Annotated in this window: 4 protein-coding genes; 1 reads left to right on the forward strand and 3 read right to left on the reverse strand. The window is 74.2% G+C overall.

Annotated features, from left to right (window positions below; genetic code table 11):
• Positions 1 to 5: 5 nt before the first annotated feature.
• The 3 genes from ACQP17_RS01875 to ACQP17_RS01885 form a co-directional block, all read right to left on the reverse strand.
• Complete coding sequence (locus tag ACQP17_RS01875) at positions 6 to 18644, reverse strand: non-ribosomal peptide synthase/polyketide synthase (RefSeq protein WP_433854608.1); 18639 nt, start codon at positions 18642 to 18644, stop codon at positions 6 to 8.
• Between the two features lie 147 nt (positions 18645 to 18791).
• Positions 18792 to 20144, reverse strand: coding sequence for a serine hydrolase domain-containing protein (locus tag ACQP17_RS01880; RefSeq protein WP_433854609.1), 1353 nt, complete (start codon positions 20142 to 20144; stop codon positions 18792 to 18794).
• Between the two features lie 178 nt (positions 20145 to 20322).
• Complete coding sequence (locus tag ACQP17_RS01885) at positions 20323 to 21531, reverse strand: cytochrome P450 (RefSeq protein WP_433854610.1); 1209 nt, start codon at positions 21529 to 21531, stop codon at positions 20323 to 20325.
• Positions 21532 to 23629: 2098 nt separating this feature from the next.
• On the opposite strand from ACQP17_RS01885, the gene ACQP17_RS01890 reads away from it, so the two are divergent.
• Positions 23630 to 25567: a trypsin-like peptidase domain-containing protein gene (locus tag ACQP17_RS01890; protein WP_433854611.1), complete on the forward strand. Its 1938-nt coding sequence runs from the start codon at positions 23630 to 23632 to the stop codon at positions 25565 to 25567.
• The last annotated feature ends 9 nt before the right edge of the window (positions 25568 to 25576 follow it).

Below are 25576 nucleotides of genomic sequence, written 5' to 3' on the forward strand. Positions count from 1 at the left end.
GGTCCTCACCGTTCGTCGTGGTCGCTGTCGCCGTGTACGGCGTCTTCGAGTTCGCGCAGGATGTGTTCCTCCACCAGGTCCGCGAGGGCGGCGACCGTTCGGGAGGCCAGCACGTCGCGGGGTGTGAGGGCCACCCCGAAGGTCTCGTTGGTCCGGGAGGCGATGAGCAGGCTGCGCAGCGAGTCGCCGCCCCGTGCGAAGAAGTCGTCCTCCACGCCCACGGCCGCCTCCAGGGCCGTGGACCAGATGTCGGCGAGGACTTCCTCGGTGGGGGTGCGCGGCGCGACGTGCCCGGCCGGCTCCTCCTCGTCCCGTCCGGGTGCGGGCAGGGCCGCGCGGTCGGTCTTGCCGTTCTCGGTGAGCGGGAAGCGCTCCAGGGCGACGAACGCCGAGGGCACCATGTGGCCGGGCAGGCTGCGGGCGGCGAAGGCGCGCAGCTCCGGTCCGGCCGGCGCGTGGGAGCCGGGCGCCGCGAGCAGGTGGGCCACCAGCCGCGGCAGCCCGGGCTCGTCCTCGCGCACGGTCACCACCGCGTCCAGCACGGCCGGGTGCCGGGTCAGGACGGCCTCGACCTCGCCCGCCTCGATGCGGTGGCCGCGCAGCTTGATCTGGTGGTCGGTGCGCCCGAGGTGGTGGAGTTCGCCCCGCGCGTCGCGCCGGACCAGGTCGCCGGTGCGGTACATCCGGGTGCCCGGCGGGCCGTACGGGTCGGCGGTGAAGCGGGTGGCGGTCAGGCCGGGGCGGTGCAGATAGCCGCGGGCCAGCGAGGGTCCGCTGATCCAGAGTTCGCCGGGGACGCCGTCGGCGACCGGGCGCAGCCGCCCGTCGAGGACGTACACCCCGGTGGCGGGCAGCGGGCGGCCGATGGGGGGCGCGCTGCCGTCGGGCCGGAGCGGGCCGGACCAGGTGGCGACCACCGTGGTCTCGGTCGGGCCATAGGAGTTGATCATCCGGTGGTGCGGGGCCCAGCGGGTGACCAGGTCGGCGCCGCAGGCGTCCGCGCCGACGATGAGCGTGCGCAGGTCCGGCAGGGTGCCCGCGGTGGCGGGCGGCACGGTACCGAGCGCGGCGGGCGGCAGCAGGGTGTGGGTGATGCGCTCCTCGCGCAGCACCGCGGCCAGCTGGTCACCGAGCAGCGGGCCGGGCGGGGGGACCACCAGGGCCGCGCCGGCCGGCAGGGACATGCACAGCTCCAGCACCGAGGCGTCGAAGCTGGGCGTGGCGAAGGCCAGCACCCGGTCGCCGGGCCGGACCTGGTAGTGGTCCGCCTCCGCGGCGGCGAAGTCCGCGAGGCCGCGGTGGGTGACGACGACGCCCTTGGGGGTGCCGGTGGAACCGGACGTGTAGATCACATAGGCCGGGTCGTCCACGTCCAGCGGGCGGACGCGGTCGCGGTCGGTGGGCCGGTGGGCGGGTGCGGTGTCCTCCGCGTCCGCCAGGAGACGGCCGACCTCCGCGGCGTCCAGGGTGAGCGCCGGGGAGGCGTCGCGCAGCATCAGCGCGATCCGCTCCTCGGGGTAGCCGGGGTCCACCGGCAGGTACGCGGCGCCCGTCTTGGCGGTCGCGAGCTGGGCGACGGTCATCTCGGCCGATCTCGGCAGGACCAGGGCGACGAGGTCACCGGGGCCCGTCCCGCGGGCCATGAGCCGGTGCGCGAGGCGGTTGGCCCGCGCCTCCAGCCGCGCGAAGGACAGGGTCCCTTCCGGCCCGCACACGGCGGGCGCGTCGGGCCGGCGGTCCACCGCCGCCTCGACGAGTGCGGCGAGGGTGACCGGCGCGGCCGCCGCCCGGGCCGGACCGCCCGTGAGGCGGGCGCGTGCGTCCGGGGGCAGGACGTCGATCCCGTCCACGCACGCGGCGGCGTCGGGCGCCGCGAGGGCGGCGAGGGTGTGCACCAGCTGGGCGGCGAGGGACTGCGCGGTGGCGTCCTCGAAGTACCGTGGGTCGTAGCCGAGTTCGACGCTGAGTTCGTCGCCGGGCGAGATCACCACGGTGAGCGGGTAGTTGGTGGCCTCCAGGGCGTGCAGATCGCGTACCCGCAGGCCGTGTGCGTCGGCCGCGGCGTTGTTGATCGGGTAGTTCTCGAAGACCACCAGGCTCTCGAACAGCGCTGTCCCGGCGTCCAGTGCACTCCAGCCGTGCAGGTCGGACAGCGGGACGTGGTCGTAGCCGCGGGCGTCGGCCTGGCTGGACTGCAGGCCCCGCAGCCAGTCGGCCGGGGCGGCGCCGCCGTCCACGTCGACGCGTACCGGCAGGGTGTTGATGAACAGGCCGGTGATGGCGTCGGCGCCGGGCAGGTCCGTGGGCCGGCCGGAGACCGTGCTGCCGAAGCACACCTCGCGCTCCCCGCTCCAGCGCGAGAGCAGCAGGCCCCAGACCCCCTGGACGACGGTGTTGAGCGTGAGGTGGTGGCGCCGGGCGAAGTCGGTCAGCGCGGTGCTCCGCCCGGCGTCGAGCCGCTGGGAGTGCCAGGTGCCGGCCCGGGTGGCCGCGCCCTGCGCCGGACGCCGGTCGTAGGGCAGCGGGGTGGGGGCGGTCAGCCCGGCCAGCACCCGGCGCCAGTGCGCCTCGGCCGGGGCGGTGTCATGGGCGGCGAGCCAGCCGGCGTAGTCCGCGAACGGCCTGCGGTCCGGCAGCCGGGGCTCGGTGCCCGAGGCGAGCGCCGCGTGGCAGGCGAAGACGTCCGAGAGGACCTGGAAGACGCTCCACCCGTCGAGCAGTACGTGGTGGAAGGTCCACACCACCCGTACCTCGGCCGGGGCGAGCCGGATGAGGGCGACCCGCAGCAGCGGCGCCCGGTCCAGGGCGATCCCGCGGGCCCGGTCCTCGGCGAGCAGCCGCTCCAGCGCGGCCTCCCGCTCCCGCGGTGTCAGGTCGCTCCAGTCGTGCTCCGTCACGGGCAGGGTGACCGCGCGGTGCACGGTCTGGAGCGGCACCGGCACCTCGCGCAGCACCACCGCGCTGCGCAGCACGGGGGTCCGGTCCACGACCTGCTGCCAGGCGGCGGCCAGCACCCGCGGATCGCGCACGCCGTCCACGACGAAGGTGGCCTGCTCCACGTAGAGTCCCTGGTCGGGCTCGTCCATGCCGTGGAAGACCATGCCGGTCTGGGTGGGGGTCAGCGGATAGATGTCGGTGACGTCCCGGCCGTTGCCGGCGAGCCGGTCGACGCCGTCCTGGTCCAGGCCGGCCAGCGGGAAGTCGGAGGGGGTGCGGCCGCCGGCGTCCGGCAGGGCGCAGTGCCGCACGATGCCGCGCAGTTCGGCGGCCGTCTCCTCGGCCAGGCGGGCCACGGTCTCCCGCCGGTGCAGGTTCTTCGAGAACGACCAGGTGAACTCCAGCCGCTTGTCCGCGACCAGGCCGACGACATCGATCAAATGGGGCCGCCCGGCCGCCGGGTCCATGCCGCCCTCCAGGGCGCCGTACGGCGCGTGCAGCAGCCCGTCACCGGCCGCGGCGCTCCAGTCCTGCTGGCCGAGGTAGTTGAAGCCGATCTGCGGCAGGGGCGGGAGGCCGTCGGCCGCCGGGGTGCGCAGATGGCGCAGCGCGCCGTACCCCAGGCCGTGCCGGGGCAGCCTGCGCAGTCCCTCCTTCGCGGCCTTCAGCGCCGCCCCGAGGCCGGCCTGCGGCGGCAGGTCCAGGGCGAGCGGGAAAATGGTGGTGAACCAGCCGACGGTACGGGAGAGATCGACGTCGTCGAAGATCTCCTCCCGGCCGTGGCCCTCCAGCCCGATCAGCACCCGGTCGTGCCCGGTCCAGCGGGCCAGTACCCGGCCCAGGGCGCACAGCAGGACGTCGTTGATCCGGGTGCGGTAGGTGTCCGGCACCTCCTGGAGCAGCCGGCGGGTCTCCTCGGCCTCCAGGCGGACGGTGACCGTGTCCTCGGAGTCCGCGGTGTTGCGGCCCTCGCCGTCGGTGGGCAGCTCGGCGTGGCCCTGCGGCCCGTGCCAGTACGGGAGTTCGTCGTCGAAGCCGCCGGCGGCGGTGTGCTCGTGCAGCCGCTGTGCCCAGGCGCGGAAGGAGGTGGTCTTGGGGCCGAGTGCGACCCGGCCGCCGGTGCGTGCCGCGCGGTAGGCCGTGTCGAGGTCCTCCAGGACGATGCGCCAGGACACCGCGTCGATGACGAGGTGGTGGGCCGCCAGCAGCAGCACCGGGCGCTCCTCGTCGCCGAGCCGGCACAGTACGGGCTTCAGCAGCGGCCCGTCGGCCAGGTCGAAGCCGGCGTCGAGGTCGCGGGCCAGCGCGCGCAGCGCCTCGGCCCGCTCCCCCGGTGCCCGGTGGGACAGGTCGTACACCTCCAGCGCGGGCGCCGCGGAGGGCGCCGTGCCGATCTGGCGCCGGTGGCCCTCGCCGGCGTGCTCGTAGCGCATCCGCAGGGCGTCGTGGTGTTCCCAGACCGCGGCCAGGGCGGCGCGCAGCGCCTCCTCGTCGACCTCGGCGGCCAGCTGGAAGGACACCGACTGGGTGAAGTGCCAGGGGCTGTCGGGGACGGTGTCGAACAGCCAGTGCTGGACGGGGGTGAGCGGCACCTCGCCCACCACGGGGCCCTGTTCGGCGGCGGTCGCCGCGGCCGGCAGGCCCTCGGCGGCCGCGGCCAGGGCGACGACCGTCTGGTGGACGAACAGATGCCGCGGGGTCAGCTCGATGCCGGCGCGGCGGGCCGCGGAGACGATCTGGATGCTGAGGATCGAATCGCCGCCCAGGGCGAAGTAGTTGTCCTCGGCGCCCACCCGGTCCACGCCCAGTACCTGGGCCCAGATGCCGGCGAGCGTCTTCTCGGTGTCCGTGCGCGGCGCGACGTGGCCGCCGGCCGGGGCCGCCCAGTCGGGCGCCGGCAGGGCGCGCCGGTCGAGTTTGCCGGTCGCGCCCAGCGGCAGCCGCTCCAGCGGGACGATGACCGAGGGCACCAGGTGTCCGGGCAGGCTCTCCGCGAGGAAGGCGCGCAGCGCGGCGGGGTCGAGGCTCCCCGCGCCGCGGCCGACCGCATAGCCCACCAGCCGCTTGTGGCCGTCGGTCTCGACGACCCGGGCGGCGGCCTCGGCCACCTCCGGGTGGCGGGCCAGCGCGGCCTCCACCTCGCCCAGCTCGATCCGGAAGCCGCGCACCTTGACCTGGTCGTCGGTGCGGCCGAGGTACTCCAGTTGCCCCTCGGCGTCCCAGCGCACGAGGTCGCCGGTGCGGTACATCCGCTCGCCCGCGGGTCCGAACGGGTCGGCGAGGAAGCGCCGGGCGGTCAGGCCGGGCCGGGCGAAGTACCCGCGGGCCACGCCCGTTCCGGCGAGGTAGAGCTCACCGGGCACCCCGACGGGCACCGGCTGGAGGTGCGGGTCGAGGACGTAGGCGCGGGCGCCGGTGACGGGGCTGCCGATCGGCGGGGTGCGGCCGGGGTCGTCGGGGTCGCAGTGCCAGGCGGTGGCGTAGACGGTGGCCTCGGTGGGGCCGTAGATGTTCACGACCCGGCAGCCGGGCACGGCCGCGCGGACCTCTCCCACGGTGCGGACGGCGAGCCCCTCACCGGCCAGCACGACGGTGTCCGCGCCGACGTGGACGGTGTCCTCGGCGAGGAGCTGGCCCAGGGCGGAGGGGACTGCGCTGAGCAGGCCGGCGGTCCAGGGGCCGCGGCGTTCGGCCAGGGCGAGCAGGTCGGCGACCAGCTCGACGCAACCGCCGGACAGCAGCGGGCAGATGATCTCGAAGACCGACACGTCGAAGTTGAGCGAGGTGGACGCGACGACGTGGGACAGCCCGTGGTCGCCGAACTCGGCGGCCGCCCACTCGGCCAGCGCCACCACCGAACCGTGGGTGACCACCACGCCCTTGGGCAGGCCCGTCGACCCCGAGGTGTGGATGACGTACGCGGGGTGGGCGGGCAGCAGCGCGCCGGTCCGCTCGGCGTCGCCGAGGTCGGCGGCGGAGCGCACCGCGAGCCGCTCCGCGATCCCGGCGTCGTCCAGCACCAGACGCGTGGCGGGCCCCTCGGGCAGCCGGCCGGCCAGCGCGGTGGTGGTGAGCACGATGTCCGGGCCGATGTCGTCGAAGAGGAAGGAGATCCGCTCGGCCGGATAGGAGGGGTCGACCGGCAGATAGCCGGCGCCGCTCTTGAGGACCGCCAGCAGCGCCACCATCAGGTCGGCGGTGCGCGGCAGCGCGAGCGCCACGAAGCGCTCCGGGCCCGCGCCGGAGTCGATCAGCACCCGGGCCAGCCGGTTGGCGCGCTCGTTCAGCTCGCGGTAGGTCAGCCGGTCCGCGCCGGCCCGAACGGCCGGGGCGTCGGGGGTACGGGCCGCCTGCTCCTCGAAGACCACGGGCAGCACCCGCTGCGGCGCGCGCAGCGCCGCTCCGCCGAACCGCGTGAGGATGCGGCCGCGTTCGTCCCCGGTGAGCAGGGGCAGCTCGGCCAGCCGGCGGTCCGGGTCGTGCGACATCGCCGTCAGCAGGACGCGCAGGCACTCCCCCAGCCGCTCGACGGTGGCGGCGTCGAAGGCCGCCGGGTCGTAGTCGAGGGTGATGGCGAGGCGCTCGCCGGGGGCGACGACCACGCTGAGCGCGTAGTTGGTCGGCTCCAGGTCGCGTTCCTGCTGGATGCCCAGGCCGTGCCGGGCGAGCCCGTCGCTGTCGAAGGGGTAGTTCTCGAAGACCACGATGCTGTCGAACAGGCCGGTGCCGCCGGGGAGTTCGCTCCAGGTCTGGAGCTGGGCCAGCGAGACGAAGTCGTACCGCCGGGACTCCGACTGGGACGTCTGGAGCGCGCGCAGCCACTCCAGCAGCGGACGCTGTCCGTCGATCCGCACCCGGGTGGGCAGGGTGTTGATGAACACGCCGACCATGGACTCGACGCCCGGCAGGGCGGCGGGCCGGCCGGAGACGGTGGTGCCGAAGACCACGTCGTCGCTGTGGCCGTAGCGGGACAGCAGCAGGCCCCAGGCGCCCTGGAGGACGGTGTTCATGGTCAGCCCGGCCTGCTGGGCGGTCGCGCGCAGGCGGGCGGACTCCTCGGCGCCGAGGGTGACGCCGACCGAGCCGGACGAGGCGGTGCGGTGAGCCTCCCTCGGCACCCGGTCGCGGGGCAGTTCGGTGGGCGAGGTGAAGCCGGCCAGGGCGGTGCGCCAGTGGCGCTCGGCCTGGGTGGTGTCCTGCTCGGCCAGCCAGCCCAGATAGCTGCCGAAGGGGGCACGGGCGGGGAGTTCGGGGCGGCGGCCCGTGGTGAGGGCCGCGTAGCGCTCGCAGATCTCGTCGAAGACCTGGGCCGCGCTCCAGCCGTCGAGCAGGGTGTGGTGGAAGGTCCAGACAAGGCGGACCCGGTCGGCGGACAGGGTGATCAGGTTCAGCCGCATCAGCGGGGCGCGGGTCAGGTCGAGGCCGGCCGCCCGGTCCTCGGCGAGCAGCGTCTCCAGGGCGTGGGCGCACCGGTCGGGCGCCCACCCGGTCCAGTCGTGGTGGGTGACGGGAACGGTGGCCCGGGTCTGGACGATCTGCAGCGGCCGGTCGGTCTCCTCCCACTCCAGGCGGGTGCGGAGCATCGGGTTGGCGTCGGAGGCCTGCTGCCAGGCCGTGGCGAGCGCCGCGGGGTCCCGGACGCCGGTCAGCACCAGCTGGACCTGGTTGAAGTAGGCCTGGGAGGAGGGGTCCATCAGGCCGTGGAAGAGCATGCCCGCCTGCATCGGGGTCAGCGGGTAGATGTCCTCGACGGCGTGCCCGTCCGCCGCGATCCGGTCCACGCCCGCCTGGTCGAGGCCGGCCAGCGGGAAGTCGGAGGGGGTGCGGCCGCCGGCGTCGGGGGCGGCGCAGTGGGCGACGATGTCCTCCAGCGCCGTGCGCATGCCCGTGGCCAGCGCGGAGACGGTCTCCTCGCGGTGCACACCGCCGCTGTAGTACCAGGTGAGTTCCAGCTGCCGGTCCTCGACCCGGCCCACCACGTCCAGCAGGTGGGGGCGGGCCGACTCGGGCGCGGCGGCGCCGTCCAGTCCACCGCGCACCCCGCGGATCAGGCCGTCGCCCTCGGTGGACCAGTCGAACCGGCCGAGGTAGTTGAAGCTGATCCGGGGCTGCGGTGCGGCGGCGAGTTCCCGGGCTCCCGCGAGGTGGCGCAGTGCCCCGTGCCCCAGGCCGCGGCCGGGTACGGCGCGCAGCTGCTCCTTGACGGACTTCAGCGCCGTGCCCCAGTCGCCGTCCGGGACGTCGAGGGCGACGGGGAACAGGGTGGTGAACCAGCCGACCGTGCGGGACAGGTCGACGTCGTCGAAGAGGTGGTCCTCACGGCCGTGCCCTTCCAGGCCGACGGCGACGGTGCGGCGGCCGGTCCACTCGGCCAGCACCCGGCCGAGGGCGGTGAGCAGCACGTCGTTGATCCGGGTGCGGTAGACGCCGGGGACCTGCTGCAACAGGGCGTCGGTGCGCTGCCGGTCGAGGCGGACGGTGACCGAACGCAGGTCCGCGATGGTGTTGGTCCCGGCGGAGTCGTCGACGGGCAGCGCGGACGCGCAGTGTGCGGCCACCGCGTCCCAGTGGGCACGCTCCTCGTCGAAGCCGCCGGCCTCGGTGCGGGCGCGCAGCCGGTCGGCCCATTCCTGGACGGAGGTGGTCCGGGCGGGCGGGGTCACCGTCTCCCCGGCCTGTGCCTGCCGGTAGGCGCTCTCCAGGTCCTCCAGCAGCACCCGCCAGGAGACGCCGTCGACCACGAGGTGGTGCACGGTCAGGAACAGTCGTGGCGGCCGGCCCTGGGCGCCGGTGAAGAGCCGGGCGGCGAGCAGCGGTCCGGTCGCCAGCCGGAAGCCCGCGTGGGCCTCGGCGGTGGCGGCTGCCACCGCGGCCTCGCACGCGTCCCCGGTCAGTCCGGTCAGGTCGTGCGTCCGCAGCAGGTGCGGTTGCGCCGCGTCCGGTGCCGGGCAGTGCTGGTGCCAGCTGCCGTCCGCCCGCTGCACGAAGCGGGCGCGCAGGGCGTCGTGGTGCGACCACAGGGCGTGCAGGGCCGCTTCCAGGGCCGGCGGGTCGGGGTCCTCGGCCAGTTCGATGACCACGGACTGGTTGAAGAACTCCGGCCGCTCGGGGCCGGCGTCCAGGAACCAGTGCTGGATCGGCAGCAGGCCGACGTCCCCGGTGACCGGGCCGACGCCGGTGACCTGCGCGGTGGCGCCGGTGGCGGCGGCCAGCGCGGCGATGGTGGGGTGGCGGAACAGGTCCCTGGGGGTGAGGGTCAGGCCCGCCCGGCGGGCGCGCGAGACGACCTGGATGCTCAGGATCGAATCGCCGCCCAGCATGAAGAAGTTGTCCTCCACGCCCACCCGGTCGATGCCGAGGAGGGCGCACCAGATCCCGGCGAGGATCCGCTCGGCCTCGGTGCGCGGCGCCCGGTGCTCGGCCGTGGTGGCGGCCGTCCAGTCGGGGGCGGGCAGCCGGCGCCGGTCGACCTTCCCGTTGCGCGTCAGGGGCAGCGCGTCCAGGGTGACGAACGCGGCGGGCAGCATGTAGTCGGGCAGCACCTCGGCGAGGAAGGCGCGCAGCTCGGCCGCCGGCGGCACGCTCGCCCCGGGGGCGGGCACGAGGTGGGCGACCAGGCGCTTGCGGCCGCCCTCGGCGAGGACGGTCAGTACCGCTTCGGCGACGGTGTCGTGGCGGGTCAGCGCGGCCTCGATCTCGGCCGGTTCGACGCGGAAGCCCCGGATCTTGATCTGGTCGTCGGCGCGCCCCACGAAGTGGAGTTCGCCGTCCGCGCCCCAGCGCACGATGTCGCCGGTGCGGTACATCCGGGTGCCGGCCGGGCCGAACGGGTCGGCGAGGTAGCGTTCGGCGGTCGCGCCGGGGCGGCCGCCGTAGCCGCGGGCGACGCCGGCCCCGGCGAGGTAGAGCTCTCCGGGGATGCCCGGCGGCTGCGGCTGGAGCGCGTCGTCCAGCACGTAGACCCGCATGTTGTCGAGCGGACGCCCGATGGGTAGCGCGGCGGGCAGCGTCTCGCCGGCGCGGAAGGCCCGCCGGGTGGCGAAGGTGGTGGTCTCGGTGGGGCCGTAGCCGTCGACGACGGTGAGGTCCGGGCAGGCGTCGAGCACCCGGCGGACCACGGCGCCCGGTACGGCCTCGCCGCCGGTCCACACCTCGCGGGCGCCGCGCAGGCACCCGGGGTCCTCCTGGGCCAGCAGGCGGAACAGTCCGGCGGTCAGCCACAGGCAGCTGACGCCCTGTTCGGTGATCGCCCGGCGCACGGTGGCGGCGTCCACCTCCGCGGGCGGAGCCAGCACCGCCGTGCCGCCGCGCAGCAGCGGCACCCACAGTTCGTAGGTCGCGGCGTCGAAGGCCTGCGGGGAGTGCACCAGGACCCGGTCGTGTGCGGCGAAGGCGCGGTCGAAGGCGAGCGCGACGACGTCCCGGTGGCGCACCGCGACGCCCTTGGGGCGCCCGGTGGAGCCGGAGGTGAACATCAGGTACAGCGCGTTGTCGGGGTGGACGGCGGGCAGCGGCGCGCCGGCCGGGGCGGGAGTCTCGTCGGCTCCGGGCGGCGCCGCGGCCGTGCCGTCGCCGGTGAGCAGCAGGGTGCGCCCGCCGGCCGCCGCCTCCCGGGCGCTCTCCTCCCAGGAGGCGTCGGTCAGGACGAGGTCCGCCGCGCTCTCCGCCAGGACCTGCCGCAGCCGCTCGCGCGGGGCCCGGCCGTCCAGCGGGACGTACACCCCGCCGGTTCGGGCGAGCGCCAGCTGGGCGACGACCAGCGCGGTCGAGCGGTCCATGAGGACGGCGACCGGCCGCTCGGGCCGGATGCCGAGACCGTACAGTCGACGGGCCAACGTATCGGCCCTGTCATCGAGTTGACGGTATGTCATCGTCAGCTCGCCGGCGTCCAGCGCGGTCGCGTCGGGGGTGCGCCGGACCTGGTCGGCGAACAGCCCGGCCACCGTACCCTCGGGCAGTGCGGTGGCGGTGTCGTTCCACTCCTCGACGACCTGGCGGCGGTGTGCGGCGCCGAGCACCGGCAGCCGCGCGGGCGGGCGTTCGGCGTCCGCGGCCATGCCCGCCAGCAGCACCGTGAGGTACTCCCCCATCCGCTCGACGGTGGCGGCGTCGAACAGCTCCGGGTCGTAGCCCAGCCGCAGCGCCAGCTCCGCGCCCGGGTAGGCGACCAGGCTCAGCGGGTAGTTGGTGGTCTCGATGCCGTCGAGGCCGCTGAGCCGCAGGCCGTGCGCGGCGGCGAGGTCGCCGCCGACCGGGTAGTTCTCGAAGACCACGATGCTGTCGAACAGGGCCACCCGCTCGGGCAGTTCGGCGTACGCCGTCAGCCGGGTGAGCGGGACGAAGTCGAAGCGCCGGTCGTCGGTCTGGATCTCCTGCACGCCGCGCAGCCAGTCCCGCAGGGTGCCGTCGGCGGGGACGGTCAGCCGGGTCGGCACGGTCGCGATGAACAGGCCGTTCATCGCCTCGACGCCGGGCAGCTCGGGCGGCCGTCCGGAGACGGTGGTGCCGAAGACGACCTCGCGGCGGCCCGTCTGGCGGGCCAGCAGCAGCGCCCAGGCGCCCTGCACCAGGGTGTTCACGGTCACGCCGGTGCTCTTGGCCAGCTCGTCCAGCGCGCGGGTGGTGTCCGCGGACAGAGTGCGGCGCACCGCCGCGGTGGATTCGGCGCGATGGGTCTCGCGGGGCTCGCGGTCGTAGGGCAGTGCGGTGGGCTCGCTCAGGCCGTCGAGCCGGTCGCGCCAGTGCCGTTCGGCCTCCGCCCAGTCGCGGTCGCCCAGCCACGCCACGTAGTCACGGAAGGGGCGGCGCATCGGCAGGGCCGCCTCGGCGCCCGCGCCGGCCGGCAGCGCGTGAGCGCGGAAGACGTCGGACAGCACCTGGAACAGGCTCCAGCCGTCGAGCACCAAGTGGTGGAAGGACCACACCACCTGCACCTCGGTGTCCGACAGCCGGGCCAGTGCCAGCCGCTGGAGGGGGGCGGTCTCCAGGTCGATGCCGCGCCGCCGGTCGGCGTCGAGCAGCTCTTGCAGCCGGGTGGCGCGCTCCTCGTCCGGCAGGGCGCGCCAGTCCAGGTGGGTGACCGGCAGGGCGGCCTCGCGCGCGACGACGAGCAGCGGCTCGGGCACGTCCTGCCACACCACCCGGCCGCGCAGCACCGGGGTGCGGTCGGTCACCCGCTGCCAGGCCGCGGCGAGGGCCCCGGGGTCGGGCACGCCGTCCAGCACGAAGGTCAGCTGCTGGAAGTAGACGCCCTGGTCGTCCTGTGACAGCCGGTGGAAGAGCATGCCGGACTGGGTGGGGGTGAGCGGGTGGATGTCCTCGACCGCGGCGGCGTCCGCGCCCACCAGCCGGTCGACGGTCGGCTGGTCGAGCGCGGCCAGCGGGAAGTCGGAGGGGGTGCGCCCGCCGGCGTCCGACCGGGCGCCGTGCCGGGCGATGTCGCCCAGCGCCGTGGCGAACTGCCCGGCCAGCGCGGTGACGGTCGCCTCGTGGTGGAGCTGCGACGAGTAGAACCAGGTGAACTCCAGCGCGTCGCCGTCGAGCCGGCCGACGACCTCCAGCGCGTGCGGGCGTGCCGCCGCCGGGTCGGCGTCCAGCGACAGTTCGCGGTGCGGGCCGCGGTAGAGGGCGCCGTCGCCGCCGGGCAGGCCGAACTGGCCCAGGTAGTTGAAGCTGATGCCGGCGCTGGGGGTGTCCGGCAGGCCCTCGGGCCGGAGCAGATGGCGCTGGACGCCGTAGCCCAGACCGCGGCGCGGCACGGCCCGCAGCTGCTCCTTGACCGACTTGAGCACGGTGCCCCAGTCCGCCTCCGGTGCCACGGTCAGGGCGACCGGGTAGCGGGTGGTGAACCAGCCGACCGTACGGCTGAGGTCCACGTCGGCGAAGAGCTCCTCGCGGCCGTGGCCCTCCAGGTCCACCGGGACCCGGTCGCGGCCGGTCCATGCGTGCAGCACCCGGCCCAGCGCGCTCAGCAGCACGTCGTTGACCTGGGTGCGGTAGGCGCCGGGGAGGGTGTGCAGCAGGACGGCGGTGTCCTGCGGGGTCAGGCGCACGGTCACCGAGCGGGCCGAGGCGTAGGTGTTGGCGCCGTCGAGGTCGGTGGGCAGTGCCGGGTCGCAGGAGCGGGCCAGCGCGGTCCAGTACGCCGTCTCGTCCTGGAAGCCGCCGGCGGCCGCGTGCTCGGTGAGCCGCCGGGCCCAGTGCCGCAGCGGGGAGGACTTCGCCGGCAGTCCGGCGGTCCGCTCGCCGCGCGTCCCGGCGCGGTAGGCCCGGTCCAGGTCCTCCAGCAGGATGCGCCAGGAGACGCCGTCGACCACCAGATGATGAACCGTCAGGTGCAGTACGCGGGGCCGTCCGTCGCCCCGGTCGTGGAGCACGGCGCGCAGCAGGGGGCCGTGGCCCAGGTCGAACGGGCCGAGGTGCGGGGTGTCGTCGTCGGGGCCCGCGTGGTGGTGCAGCACGGCGGCGGGCGCGTCGGCGTCGATGTGCTGGAGCCGGTGGCCGTCGCCGTCGGGCGCGAAGCGGGAGCGCAGCGCGTCGTGGTGGGTGACGACGGCGCGCAGGGCGGCGTCCAGCAGCGCGGCGTCCACGTCGTCGGACAGCTCGACGGACAGCGTCTGGCCGAAGTGTCCGGCCCGTTCGGCGTCGGTCTCGAACAGCCAGTGCTGGATGGGGGTCAGCGGCGCGGTGCCGGTGGCGGCCGCCTCGACGGCCGGGGCGGCGGCCGGGCGCCCGGCGGCGTCCACGCACTGCGCGAGGGCGCCGACCGTCTGGTGGCGGTAGACGTCACGGGAGGTGACGGCCAGGCCCGCCTGGCGTGCCTGGGCCACCACCTGGATGCTGAGGATGGAATCCCCGCCCAGCGTGAAGAAGTTGTCCTCCAGACCGACCCGCTCCACCCGCAGGACATCGGCCCACACGGCGGCGAGCGCCCGCTCGGTGGCGGTGCGCGGCGCCACGTACTCCGTGGTGCCGCTCGCCGTGCGGTCGGGAGCGGGCAGCCGGGCCCGGTCCAGCTTGCCGTTGGGGTTGAGGGGCAGCGCCGGCAGCACGACGATCGACGCGGGCACCATGTAGTCGGGCACGCTGCGGCCCAGTTCCCGGCGCAGCGCGCCCGGGTCGAGCTCCGTCCCGGGCGCCGGCACGACATAGCCGATCAGACGCTTGTGGCCGTCGCTCTCACGGGTGGCGGCGGCCGCCTGGGCCACCCCCGCACAGCGCAGCAGCGCCTCCTCGACCTCGCCCAGCTCGATGCGGAAGCCGCGCACCTTGACCTGCTGGTCGGCCCGGCCGACGTACTCCAGCTCGCCCCCGGCGGTCCACCGCACCAGGTCGCCGGTGCGGTACATCCGGCTGCCGGGCCCGGCGAACGGGTCGGCGACGAACCGGGTGGCGGTCAGGCCGGGCCGTCGCAGGTAGCCACGGGCCAGGCCGCCACCGCCGAGGTACAACTCACCCGTCACACCCGGGGGCTGGGGTCGCAGCATGCCGTCCAGGACGTAGGCGCGGGTGCGGGCGACGGGCCGGCCGATCGGCGGGGCCTGCTCGGGGGTGCCGTCCCCGGAGCAGAACCACGCGGTGGCGTACACGGTGGCCTCGGTCGGGCCGTAGATGTTGGCGACCCGGCAGGACGGCATGGTGCGGCGGAGGTCGCGCACGGTCTGCGCGGGCAGCGCCTCGCCGGCCAGCACCACCGTCTCGGCCTGCACGGGTGCGGCATCCGTGGTGAGCATCCGGGAGACCACCGAGGGCACCCCGCTGATGAGTCCGGCCTGCCGCGGGGCGCCGTCCGCCCGGTCGGCGAGGGCCGGCAGGTCGGCCACCACCTCGATGCTGCCGCCGGACAGCAGCGGGCACAGCAGCTCGAAGACGGACACATCGAAGTTGAGCGAGGTGGAGGCCACCACATGGGTCAGCTGCTGGCGCCCGAACTGCTCGCCCGCCCACACCGCCAGGTCGGCCACGCTGGCGTGCGAGACCACCACGCCCTTGGGCCGGCCGGTCGAGCCCGAGGTGTAGATGACATAGGCCGGGTGGCGGGGGTCGAGCGGCCGCGCCCGTTCGGCGTCGGTGAGGTCGTGCTCCGGGTGGCCGGACAGCGCGGCCAGCGTCTCCGGGTCGTCCAGCACCAGCCGCTCGGTGTCCGCGGGCAGGCAGCCGGCCGTGTCACGGGTGGTCAGGACGGTGGCCGGCGCGGCGTCGGCGAGCATGAACCGGATGCGCTCGGCCGGGTAGCCGGGGTCCACGGGCAGATATCCGGCGCCCGCCTTGAGCACCGCCCACAGGACGGCGACCAGGTCGGCCGAGCGCGGCAGCGCCAGCGCCACCAGGGACTCCGGGCCCACCCCCCGGCCGGTCAGCAGCCGGGCGAGGCGGTTGGCCCGGCGGTTGACCTCGTCGTAGGTGAGCTGGGTGTCACCGCAGACCACGGCGGTCCGGTCGGGCGTGCCCAGGGTCTGCGCCTCGAAGAGCGCGGGCAGCGTCGTCGGGGCGGCCTCCTCCTGCTGCGGCGCGTTCCAGGCGTCGAGCATGGTGCGGCGCTCGTCGTCGGTCAGCAGCGGGAGTTCGGCCACGGTGCGGTGCGGGCCGTCCGCCATGCCCTCCAGCAGGAGGTGCAGATGACGGCTCATCCGGGCCACGGTCGCGGCGTCGAACAGGTCGGTGTTGTACTCGACGGTCAACCCGAAGGAGCCGTCGGCGCGCGGCAGGAACTCCAGCACCAGGTCGAACCGTGCGGCCGGACGCGGCAGCGGATGCTCCTCGATCCGGACCCCGCCGGCCTCCTGCGGGTGCACCATGGCGGTCTGCTGGACGACCAGGACCTGCACCAGCGGCGTGCGGCTGGGGTCGCGCGGCGGGGCCAGCTCCTCGACGACCCGGGCGAACGGCACGCCGTCATGGCTGAAGGCGTCCATCAGCGTCGCCCGCACGCCGTCCAGGAACCGGTCGACGGTCGCCGTGCCGTCGACCTCGCTCCGCAGGACCACGGTGTTGACGAAGAAGCCGGCCACGTCCTCGAGTTCGCGGCGGTGGCGTCCGTTGGTGACGGTGCCGAACGCGATGTCCCGCTGGCCGGTGTAGCGGGAGAACAGCACCGCGGCCGCACCGGAGAACAGCGTGAAGGGGGTGGTGCCCTTGGCGCGGGCGAGTCTGCCCAGCCGCGCCACCAGGTCCGCGGGCAGCTCGTGGCGGTGGGCCGCGCCGGCCGTGGTGCGCACCGGCGGCCGGGGCCGGTCGGTGGGCAGGTCCAGCTGCGGGGCCCCGGACAGGTGCCGCTTCCAGTACGCGAGGTCCTCGGCCTGCCGGGCCGGCGTCGGACGGTCGTGCTCCCAGACGGCGAAGTCCGGGTACTGCAGGGCCGGTTGCGGCAGTCCGTCCGGCTCCCCGGTGACCTCGGCGGCGTACAGCGCGGCCAGTTCCCGCACCAGGATGCCGACCGACCAGCCGTCGGTGACGAGGTGGTGCTGGGCCAGCAGCAGCAGCTGCTCGTCGTCGGCGCACCGGATCAGCAGCGCGCGGGTCAGCGGGCCCTCACCCAGGTCGAAGCGGCGCTCCAGCTCCTCGGTCAGCAGGCGCTCGGTCTCCGCCGCGTGCCGGTCGGCCGGCAGCGGACGCAGGTCGGCGGTGCGCAGCGGCAGCGCGGCGGTGGTGTCGATCCGCTGCACGCCGTGCCCGTCGACCGTGGTGAAGGTGGTGCGCAGCGCGTCGTGGCGGGCCGCGAGCCGGTCCAGGGCGCGGCCGAGCGCGGCGTGGTCCAGTCGGCCGCGCAGCCGCACCCCGACGCCGGTGTTGTACTCGCCGGAGCCGGCGGTCAGGTCGTCGAGGAACCACAGCCGCTGCTGGGCGGCGGAGAGCGGCAGCGGCTGCTCGCGCGGGGCGGGCGGGATCGGCGTCGCGGGGTCCGCGGCGGCCGCCCCGTCGAGCAGTGCGGCCACATCGGCGACCGTCCGGGCGGTGAACAGGTCCCGGACGGTCAGCCGGACCCCCCGCTCCTCGCGGATCCGGGACAGCACCCGCACGGCGAGCACGGAGTCGCCGCCGAGCGCGAAGAAGTCGTCCTCGGCACCGACGGGGTGCACGTCCAGCACGCCCGACCAGATCCCGGCCACGGTCCGCTCGGCGGGCGTGCGGGGCGCGAGGTGGCCGGCGGTGCGCTCGGGGCCGGGCGCGGGCAGGGCCTGCCGGTCGATCTTGTGGCTGGCGGTGAGCGGGAACGCCGCCAGGACCACGACGGCGGACGGCACCATGTGCGCCGGCAGGCTGCGCGCGACCGCCGCGCGCAACTCGGCGGGCTGCGGCGGCCGGGCGGGGTCCGCCGGGGTCACGTAGGCGACCAGCCGTTGCCGTCCGGGCTCGTCCTCACGCACCAGGACGACCGCTTCGGCGACGTCGGAGTGGCCCGCCAACACCGCCTCGATCTCACCGAGTTCGACCCGGAAACCACGGATCTTGACCTGCCGGTCGAGCCGCCCGAGGAACTCCAGCTCGCCGTCGGCACTCCAGCGCGCCAGGTCGCCGGTGCGGTAGAGCCGGCTGCCGGGCGGCCCGTAGGGGTCCGCCACGAAGCGCGCGGCGGTCAGGCCCGGGCGGTTGAGGTAGCCGCGGGCCACGCCGTCACCGCCCACGTACAGCTCGCCGTCGGCGCCCTCCACGACCGGCCGCATCGCCGCGTCGAGCACCCGCAGCCGGGTGTACGGCAGCGGCCCGCCGATGGTGGGGGTGCCGCCGCCGACGGCCAGGGGTCCGGTCCAGGAGGCGACGACCGTGGCCTCGGTGGGCCCGTAGGAGTTGATCATCCGGCGGCCGGCGGCCCAGCGGTCGACCAGGTCGGCCGGGCAAGCCTCGGCCCCCACGATCAGGGTCCGCAGGTCGGGCAGGCCGCGGTCGCCGTCCGGGGCGGGCAGCGTGGCGAGCGCGGCGGGCGGGATGAGGGCGTGGGTGATGCGGTGCGCGGTCAGGACGTCGGTGAGTTCGTCGCCCAGCCACGGGCCGTCCGGCGGCACCACGAGGGTGGCGCCGGACAGCAGGGAGGTGCACAGCTCCAGGACGGCGGCGTCGAAGCTCGGGGAGGAGAACTGCAGGACGCGGTCCCCGGGTTCGACGGCGTAGCGGTCGGCCGCCGCCGCCGCGAAGCCGGCCAGTCCGGTGTGGGTGACCGTCACCCCCTTGGGGACGCCGGTCGACCCGGAGGTGTAGATGACGTACGCCGGGTGCCCGGTGTGCAGCGGCGCGCACCGGTCCGCGTCCTGCGGAGGGTGCTCGGGGCCGCCGGCGGGCCGGGTGTCGGCCACGTCGTCGAGGACCACGGCCGGGGCGGCGTCGGCGAGCATCATCGCCCGGCGCTCGGCGGGGTAGGCCGGGTCGACGGGCAGGAAAGCGGCGCCCGCCTTGGCCACGGCCAGCTCCGCCACGATCAGTTCGACCGAGCGGGGCAGCACCAGCGCCACCGTGCGTTCGGGTCCCGCCCCGCGTGCGAGGAGGTCGTGCGCGAGGCGGTTGGCCCAGGTGTCGAGTGCGCGGTAGGACCAGGTCCGCCGCCCGTCCGTGACGGCGGGTGCCTCCGGGGTGCGCGCCACCCATGCGGCGAAGAGGTCGCCGAGCGAGCACGGGGGCACCGGACGGACGCCGCCGGACCCGCGGACCGGCGATGCGGTCCGGGTCTGCGCCGATGCGGACGCGGGTGCGGGGTTCTCGTGCGGGTCCGTCATGGAGGTCAGTCCTTCGAAACGGGGACGGGCAGGACAGCAGGACGTGCAGCCCGGGGCGAGCGGTCCGGGCGGGGCAGGGCGAAGGTCCGGTCGGTCCGGGCGCGAAGGAGCGGGGAGGCGCGCGGGCCGCCGGGGGCGGTGCCGGGGTCAGGCGGTGTGGGTGCGGCGGGCGGTGCGCCCGGAGATCTGCAGCCGGTCGATCGCGCCGGTGTCCGGATCCCGTACGAAGCTTCCGCCGGGGACCCGGCGGCCGTTCGCGGGGTCCACCAGATCGCAGCTCAGATCCGCGTAGCAGACCAGCGGCGCCGGGGTGTCGCCGTTCACGGACAGCGCCAGGGAGCCCGCCGCGTCGGCCGTGACGCGGTACTCGACGGTGCCGTTGTGATAGGTCCCGGCGCACTGGGGAAGCGCGAGGGGACGGCCGGCCTCGCGCGGGCCCGGAGCCGCGGGCACGCCGATGCCGGTGATCTCGGCGAGGTCGTCGGCGAGGGCCTGCCACAGGGCCGTGCCGCTGTTGGCGTTGCTGGTGAAGGCGACCACGGTGCCGCTCTCGGGCTCGGCCCGCAGATGGCAGGAGGTGCCCTGGGCGTTGCCGTCGTGGCCGCACCACTGCGCGGTGCCCTGCTGGAAGAGGGCAAGTCCCAGGCCCCAGGCGTCCGCCAGCACTCCCGGCACGGCGCCGGGAACGGGGCGGCGCATCTCCTCGGCGGCGTCGTGCGGCAGCACCGCGCGGGGGCCGTGCCCGATCAGGTCCCGGCCGAGGGCGACCAGGTCGAGCGCGCTCGCCAGGAGGGCACCCGCGGGGGCCTCCACCGGCGCCAGGGTCTGCTGCACCGGCCGGACGCGGCCCGAGAGCGCGTTGGCGGAGTGACCGCTCGCCACCGGCCGGGCCGTCGTGAGGTCGCCGAGGAAGGCGGGGGCGGTGCCCAGGGGTTCGAGCAGGAAGGCGCGCACCGCTTCCTGCCAGGTCATGCCCGTCACCGATTCGATCAGCCGGCCGGCGGCTATGAACCCGGCGTTGGAGTAGGAGAAGCCGGTCCCGGGCGCGCAGACGGCGTCCCGCTCGGCGCAGTGCGCGGACAGGTAGCGCGACGGCGTCAGCGTCGCCACGTGGTCCGAGTCGGGTCCGGTGGGCAGCCCCGCGGTGTGGCTGAGCAGCTGGCGCACGGTGGCCCGCGAGGTGCGCAGCTCGGGCACGTATGTGGCGACCCGGTCGGTCAGCGCGAGGTCGCCGTCGGCGGCGAGCAGCATGACCACGGCGGCGGTGGCGCACTTGGTGACGGAGCCCAGCGGCACGGCGGTGTCCGCGGTGAACGGCCGGCCCGTGGCGGCGTCCGCCTCGCCGGTGTGGACGGCGTACGTGACCCCGTCGAGGTGCACGGCGAGCTGGGCCCCGGGGACCTGGTGGGCGCGGGCGAGCGTGTGCAGGCGCTCTTGTAAGAGGGGACGTATCTCCGTCTGCTGCCGGCTGACGACCGGAGCGCTCGTGACATACGGCATGAGAAAACTACTCCCGGATCTCGAAACTCACGAGGCATGGATGTGCCGGCTCAGGGTGAACCGGCCGCGGTCACGGCGTCGGCGCACCGACCTCCGGACCTTTCGCCGAGGCGGGCTCGGCGACTCAACTCCTCGCGCGCACACGGCCGTTGCCGGGCGCGCTCGCCTGGGGACGGCGCTAGGGCCTCCGCACCTCCAGCGGCAGTCGGCGCACGCTGACGATGACGGCGGGATTCTGGATCTCGACCTCGCCACGGTGGGCGACGGTGAGGTCACGGAAACGTTCCAGCACCAGCCGGAGCGCGATCCGGGCCTCGAGCCTGGCCAGCGGGGCACCGAAACAGAAGTGGATGCCGTGGCCGAAGGTCAGATGGGGGTTGGGGCTGCGGGTCACGTCGAAGTCGTCGGGGTGGGCGAACCGGGACGGATCACGGTTGGCGGCGGCCAGGTTGGCCATCACCACCGACTCGGCGGGAATGAGCTGCCCCCCGAGCGTGACGTCACGAGTGGTGCGGCGCCCGAGTTCGGGGAAAGGCGGCAGCCAGCGCAGCACCTCTTCGAGGGCGTCCGGCAGCCGGCCGGGCTCGGCGCGCAGCAGCGCGGCCTCGTCGGGGTACTGGTCCAGGCTGAGCACGGCGTTGCCCAGCAGGGCGGTGGTGGTGATGTGCCCGGCGACCAGCAGCAGGGCCACGAAACCGACGATCTCCTGGTCCTCCAGGCGCATCCCGTCCACCTCGGCCTGCACCAGCTTGCCGGTGAGCCCCTCGCCCGGGTTCTTCCGGTGGTGGCGGATGTGCTCGAGGATGTAGCCGTTCATCTCGCGGACGGTGGGCGCGATGGACTCCAGCGCGCGCTCGATGTCCGCCATGTCCAGCGAGTCGCCGATCTCGTCCCCGCCGAAGAGGGTGGCCGCCCACTCCTGGAACAGCGCCCGGTCGGCGGCCGGGATGCCCAGCAGTTCGGCGATGACGATGATGGGCAGCGGGTAGGCCAGCGCGTCGACCAGATCGAAGCGGTCGCGGTCCTCGACGGCGTCCAGCAGCTCTGTCGTGATGGCGTGGATCCGCGGTTCGAGTGCGGCCACGACGCGCGGGGTGAAGGCCTGGCTGACCAGGGTGCGCAGCTTGCGGTGCGCCGGCGGGTCCATGCCGACGAAGTTGCCCTGGCGGAAGGTCTCGAAGTCCGGCTGGGTGGGGGCCAGTCCGGAGAAATCGGAGGAGTAGGTGGCCGGGTCGGCGAGCACGGCGGCCACGCTCTCGTGGTCGAGCACCTGCCATAACTTCTGCTGCCCGTCGTAGCGGACGGGCCCGGCCTGCCGTGCGGTGCGCCACCCTTCGACGAGTTCGTCGAAGGCGAAGGGCGCCTGTATCAGTTCGTTGCTGGTCACCGGTTCTCCCTGAAGAGCGGGTCCGGGAGGAAGCGGTCCTCACCGGCAATCGTGCACAGGACCGGTAGGCGGTCCGGTGCCCCGGAACAATGGTTCACCCAATGGCACAACGGACTCACGTCACCGCCTTTTCCTGACCTTGGTTGGTTTCTTGCATTGTTTTTCCGGTGCAGGCGAAATCGCCGCCCGGAACTCCGCACCCATGGCGCGTGTGGTGTCGCGGTTACCCCGGGGGGCTCGGCACCTTGAGCGGTGCGACGGCACGGCCGCTGACGGGGACGCGCGGACGTGAACACCGGCTCACGGCATGCCGAAACGGCCGCATGCCGGGTCGCACCACAGGGCGACAGCACAGGGCACCGCAGGGACCTTCCGGATCGGCACGGACGAGAGCGACACCGAGCCCCACGTCACGGCGTGCGGCACGGGCGAGAGCCCGGTACCGCCGCGGCGTGCCGCGGACAGCGGCGAGAGGACTGCCTCGGCGGCCGGCCGGATCCCCATCCGGGCCGCGCTGCCGGCCGTTCACGGACGACGGACGGCCCGACACGGCACCGGCCCGGCCCGGGTATCCCCCGGCGTATCCCGCCACGGAAACACCGTCGCTTTCACCTGCCCACTCGGTGAACAAGTCCGCGAGAACCCTCCCTCGCCCTCCCGCACTGCACGGACAAACGGTAGCAACCGCACAGCTGACCTTCCCGATATCACTGATCCCCCACCGAAAGACCCTTCGCACATGACACGAATGAGACTTCCCCGCCCGAGCAAAAGTGGCTGATCCAAGACTTCAGCCACCGCTGCCGAAAAAGAGAACGAGAGAAGAGTACGCATTACTGGCAGGTATCGCTTGCGGTTGTCAGTGATCCGTACCCCTGGAAGCTTTCGCGCCAGTTCGGCGTGGCCACAGTCTTCACTCCCAGTCATACGATAGCAACCCCCCAAGGCTTCACTGAGCGTAATTTTGAACCTCAATTGCCTTAACGCGGGCGTACGTTGCGCGGGGCTCCTGTTACTCCTGGGGCCAGTGATTCGACTTTCCGTTCGATCTCGATGCGGTGAATCGGAGGTCACCGCACACGGAAAGCCGCAAAACCTCTCCCGGGACACCCGTCGCCACCGCGCGGACGGCACCCACACCGCTCCGACATCCGGGCTGCCCAGGGTTTGGATTTTGCTGACGGAACGTCAATTCAGTGTATCCAGAGCTGACTTGTTCACACCCCTCGGCGGGATGCGGGCGCCATGGAGCCACCGGCCCGCGTCACGCCGGAGCCCGGCGGGCCGCGACGCCTTCACGGCCTCCGCCCGCCCGGTCCGCCTACCCTCGGTCGGCCAGGGAGCACCTCCGCGCGATGTCCGACTTTCGACGGTCGCATGATTGGCTGGAATTGACGCCTCGTGGCCGATGCACGCACCTCGTTAATTAACCCTGCGTCAAAGAGTCGGGGATAGAACGGCCATGAGCCCCGCCGGAATCGCGCCCACGCACCCCGACGACTTCCCGTCGCGGACCCGCCCGGCGCGGCCGGGCGCGACTTCTTCCGGCCCGCCCGCACAGCACACCCGCATATGCAGACGCGAAGTGACACCTTCCGCGAGCCGACGCGAGGCCGCACCGATCGAGCACTGCGCCATAACGGGCCAATGCAGAAGGAATCGGGAGCAGTAGGGAGATCGCGACCGGGAGGCGAGACCGGCAGACAGGCGCGAATCGGGCAGCTCTCGCACATCGAGGCCGAAAATGACGCACATGTGTGCGACTGAGGCATGCCGCGCGATATCGTGTCCGTGATTCAGCGCGTGCGGACGAAGCCGGAAAGGAAGTGCTCCCCGACAGCGCGAACGCACCGCGGGTGCGTAGTGCGAGGGAACCGGCCGAGGTCGTCCGCGTCTGTGTCAGGGGCCGAGGTGCCCCGGGCGGTCCGCGGGCAGCGACGCACGACGGCGGCACGACCGTCGGCCGAGGCGTCCCGCGCCGAAGGTTCCTCCGCGCCCGGCCGCATGGGTTCCCCATTCTCGCCCCTCCCTTCTTTCCTCATCCGCCTGACCACCCCGGCCGGTTCCGGCCGGGGTCACGACGACAACAGAAGAGTTCATGAGACGCATACCCGGTACGCGCACCGCCACCATGGGCGTGTGTGCCTCCCTTGCTTCGTTCGCCGTGGCCGCTCCGGCGGCCGCGGTCCCCGACCGTGCCGACCGCACCACCGCCTCCGCCACCCGGAGCGTCGCACCGACGGCGTCGAAGCCCACCTCTCCCGCGCCCTCGGCCGGACCGACCCCGCCGCCCCCGTCGGGCGCACCGGTGCGGCCCTCGAAGGACGTGACGCCGGAGGAGATCCGCAAGGCCCAGGAGATCGAGCGGTATTGGACGCCCGAGCGCATCCGCAGCGCCGTCCCCGTCGAGGCCGCGGACACCGGCGGGCCGGCCCCGGACGGGCAGCGTGCTCCGGTGGCGCGCGGCAACGCGTCGTTGCGGGAGCCGAGTCATGAGGTCGGCGCGGGGATCCGCACGGTCGGGGTGTTCCTGATCCGCAACGACGACGGATCGCCGACCCCCAACCAGTTCTGCACCGCCGACTCCGTGACCTCGCCGACCAGGAGTCTGATCATCACGGCCGCGCACTGCCTCAAGGGCAACCGGTCCGCCAGCAAGGTCGCCTATGTCCCCGGCTACCGCGCCGGTGCCTCGGCGACCGGCCAGGCCGGGGAGGCCCCGTACGGGATCTTCCCGCTGGTGGCGGGCAAGGTCTGGATCGACGGGCGGTACCTCGCGCCGACGCCCGACGACGATGTGGACTTCGCCTTCCTGCGGGTCGGGCCGAACTCGAACGGCCAGCTCCTGGAGGACGCCACCGGCACCGGCAACACGCTGACCACCTCCACGTCCGCGAGCCTCGCGCGCAAGAACGTGACCCTCATCGGTTACCCCGGGGGCCAGAAGACCCCGCTGCAGTGCACGAACGACACCAGCGCCGTCATGAAGCGGTTCATGGAAATCAAGTGCGACCGCTTCCGTACGGGCGTCAGCGGGGGCCCTTTCCTGGACCACTTCGACGGCAGCCGCGGCAACCTGGTCGGGGTGATCGGCGGGTGGCACACCGGTGGCCTCTCCGACGACATCTCCTACTCCTCGCAGTTCGACGAGGACGCCGTCCGGCTCTACCAGCAGGCGGTCGCCGACGCGGAGCCGGACGAGCCCAACCTCCTGGGCAGCGGCGGCACCTGGCAGCACGCCACCGTCATGACCTCCGGCAGCTTCCACACCGCCTCGGTGCGCGACCACGTCGGCGACCTGATCGTGCGCTGGTCCGACGGCGAGGTCTCGCTCTACCCGGGCAACGGCACATACGGGTTCCGCAAGGACGTCCAGCTCGCCAAGAAGAGCAAGGAGTGGCAGCAGGCGCAGGTCGTCACCGCCGGCGACTTCACCGGCGACGGCACCGACGACCTGATCGTCCGCTGGGCCAACGGCAAGCTGACCCTCTACAAGGACGTCAACGAGACCCGCAAGCTCACCGGCGGGATCACCCTGCGCGGCCCCAACACCACCTGGACGCACGCCACCCGGATCACGGCCGGCCGCTTCGCCGGCGCCGACGGCCGCAGGAACGACCTGGTGGTGCGCTGGGCCGGTGGTGGGGTGAGCCTCTACCCCGACGTCGACGCGGCCGGTATCCACACCGAGAAGAAGCTCGCCAAGAACAGCACGACCTGGACCCACGCCGCGGACCTCGCCGCCGGCGACTTCACCCACTCCTCGGGAAACCAGGATCTGTTCGTCCGCTGGAGCGACGGCGAAGTCACCGTCTACGAGAACATCGGGGCCGCCGGACTCAAGAAGGAGCACCGGCTCCTCCCCGCGAAGTCCCCCTGGCGCACCGGTCTGCTGACCACGGCCGGCGCGTTCGGCGACGGCGCCCGGCAGGACGACCTGATCACCCTGTGGCCCAAGGGCAAGCTGAGCCTGTACGCCGACACCACCGCCGGCTCCCTGGGCCGGGAGCGCAAGCTCGTCTCGCCGGCCGGCTGACCGGGCCGT

The sequence above is a fragment of the Streptomyces kronopolitis genome, from assembly GCF_050953795.1.
GTDB classification, from domain to species: Bacteria; Actinomycetota; Actinomycetes; order Streptomycetales; family Streptomycetaceae; genus Streptomyces; species Streptomyces kronopolitis_A.